This is a genomic window from Streptomyces sp. SM10 (assembly GCF_002910915.1).
Classification (GTDB): domain Bacteria; phylum Actinomycetota; class Actinomycetes; order Streptomycetales; family Streptomycetaceae; genus Streptomyces.
In genome coordinates this window covers 1-3025 of record NZ_NEUF01000192.1, presented here as the reverse complement: position 1 = coordinate 3025, position 3025 = coordinate 1, and the positions used below count along the sequence as shown (strand labels likewise).

Sequence of the window (3025 nt, the reverse complement as noted above, 5' to 3'; positions counted from 1 at the left end):
AGCTCCAGGATCGCCCGGCTCCGCAACGCCACCACCCGCGCACCATCCTCCAGGGACAGCCCACCAGCCACACACGCCGCAGCGATCTCACCCTGCGAATGCCCCACCACCGCCGCAGGCACCACACCAGCCGCCCGCCACACCTCAGCCAGCGACACCATCACCGCCCACAACACCGGCTGCACCACATCAACCCGATCGAACCCAGGAGCACCCGCATCACCACGCAACACACCCAACAACGACCAGTCCGTGAACGGCTCCAACGCCACCGCACACTCCCGGATCCGCCCCGCGAACACCGGCGAAGACTCCATCAGACCCGCAGCCATACCCACCCACTGCGAACCCTGCCCCGGAAACACGAACACCGGAGCAACCGCACCCTCAGCCACACCCCGCACGACACCCTGGCCGGGTCGCTCCCCGGCCAGAGCGTCCAGAGCCGACCTGAGCTCCTCCGCATCCCCTGCGACAACCACCGCACGGTGCTCGAACCGTGACCGGCCCATCGCCAGTGACAGACCGATCCCCCCAGGCGTGGCACCGGAACCGGCAGCCATCATCTCGCTCAGACGCGCGGCCTGGTCCCGCAGCGCGCCCTCCGACTTGCCGGAGAGCACGAACGGCAGCGCGGACCCGCCCAGCGGCGAGACCTCGTCCGCGTGCGTCGCGGCACCGTCGCCAAGGGGCGCCTGCTCAAGAATGACGTGCGCGTTGGTGCCGCTGATCCCGAAGGACGAGACGGCCGCCCGCCGCGCATTGCCCGTCTCCGGCCAGGCCACCGATTCGGTCAGGAGTTCAACAGACCCTGCGGACCAGTCCACCTGTGATGACGGACTGTCCACGTGCAGGGTCTTGGGCAGGACTCCGTGCCGCATGGCCTGCACCATCTTGATGATCCCGGCCACACCCGCCGCCGCCTGCGTGTGACCGATGTTCGACTTGATCGACCCGAGCCACAACGGACGCTCCTGCGACCGCTCCTGCCCATACGTCGCCAGCAAAGCCTGCGCCTCGATCGGGTCACCCAACTTCGTCCCCGTACCGTGCGCCTCCACCGCATCCACCTGCGAAGCCGACAATCCGGCATTCGCCAACGCCTGCCGGATCACCCGCTGCTGCGACGGACCRTTCGGCGCCGTCAGACCGTTCGACGCACCATCCTGATTCACCGCACTGCCCCGCACCACCGCCAGGACCTCATGCCCAAGACGCCGCGCGTCCGACAGACGCTCCACCAGCAGCATGCCCACACCCTCGGACCACCCCGTACCGTCCGCCGCATCCGCGAACGCCTTGCACCGGCCGTCCGCCGCCAGACCACGCTGCCGCGAGAACTCCACGAACGTCCCAGGGGTGGCCATGACCGTCACCCCACCGGCCAGCGCCATCGAACACTCACCCGACCGCAACGCCTGAATCGCCCAGTGCAACGCCACCAACGACGACGAACACGCCGTATCCACCGTCACCGCCGGGCCCTCGAGCCCCAACGTGTACGACACCCGACCCGACGCCACACTGCCCGAGTTACCCGTTCCCAGGAAGGCACCGACGTCTTGGGGTACAGAGTTCAGCCGGGCAGCGTAGTCGTGATACATCAGGCCCGCGAACACACCCGTACGGCTGCCGCGCAGCGAGTCGGGATCGATACCGGCCCGCTCGACGGCCTCCCACGAGGCCTCGAGGAGGAGCCGTTGCTGCGGATCCATCGCCAGAGCCTCACGCGGCGAGATCCCGAAGAAGCCGGGGTCGAACTGGCCCGCGTCGTAAAGGAAGCCGCCCTCGATGGTCCTCGACTTGCCCTCCCGGCCCGCGTCGGATTCATACATGCCGTCCAGGCTCCAACCGCGGTCGGTCGGGAATCCGGAGATTCCCTCCCCCGCCATGGAGACGAGGCGCCACAGGTCCTCGGGAGCGGCGACCCCGCCCGGATAGCGGCAGCTCATACCGACGATCGCGATGGGTTCGTCGTCCGCGAAGCCCGCTGCTCCCGCGGCCGTTACTCCCTCGGCTTCCGTCCCGCGCGCCTCGTCCAACAGGAACTCGGCAAGCACGGCGGGGGTGGGGTAGTCGAAGACCAGGGTCGCCGGCAGCCGCAGCCCGGTCGCCGCGTTGAGTCGGTTACGCAGTTCGACGGCGGTCAGGGAGTCGAAGCCCAGCTCCTTGAAAGCCTGCCTGGACTTGATGGCCTCGCTCGACGCGTACCCGAGCACCGCTGCGATCTGGGTTCGCACCAGGCCGTCGACGAAACGAGTCCGCTCTTCCTCTGTCAGTCCCTTCAGCCGTGCGGCGAATCCCGACTCGGACTCGCCGGACTTCGCCGTGCGGCGGCCGGTGACGCGTACGAGTGCCTGGAGGAGCGGCGGCACACCGTCGGCCGAAGCTCGCTTGCGCCACACCGGCAGGTCGAGCCGTACCGGAACCACGGCCGCGTGGTCGAGACCGGCAGCGGCGTCGAACAGCGCCAGGCCCTCGTCCACCGAGAGCGGCGGCACACCGGATCGGGCCATACGTTGGGTGTCGGCGGCGTCGAGACGCCCCAGCATCCCGCTTTCCGCCCAGGGCCCCCAGGCCAGGGACTGCCCCGCCAGCCCCTCCGCCTTCCGCACTTCGGCCAGGGCATCGAGGAACGCGTTCGCCGCCGCGTAGTTCGCCTGCCCCGCACCACCGAACACACCGGCCGCCGAGGAGAACAACGTGAACATCGACAAATCCATGCCGCGCGTCAACTCATGCAGATTCCACGCCGCATCAACCTTCGGCCGCAACACCGCCGACAACCGCTCCGACGACAGCGACGACACCACACCGTCATCCAAGACGCCGGCGGTATGCACCACACCCGTCAGCGGGTGCCCGGCCTCCACACCGTCCAACACCCCCGCCAACGCCACACGATCAGCCACATCACACGCCACGAACCGAGCCCGCGCACCCAGACCCTCCAACTCCGCGACGAGCTCAGCCGCACCCGGAGCCTCCCCACCCCGACGACTCACCAGCAACAGGTGCCGAACAC

General features: G+C 68.9%; 1 protein-coding gene. It reads right to left on the bottom strand.

All coding sequences use genetic code 11. The features are described 5' to 3' along the window. Positions 1-3025 (bottom strand): type I polyketide synthase (locus tag B9S57_RS33415; protein WP_146057839.1); only part of this gene is annotated, 3025 nt, incomplete at both ends.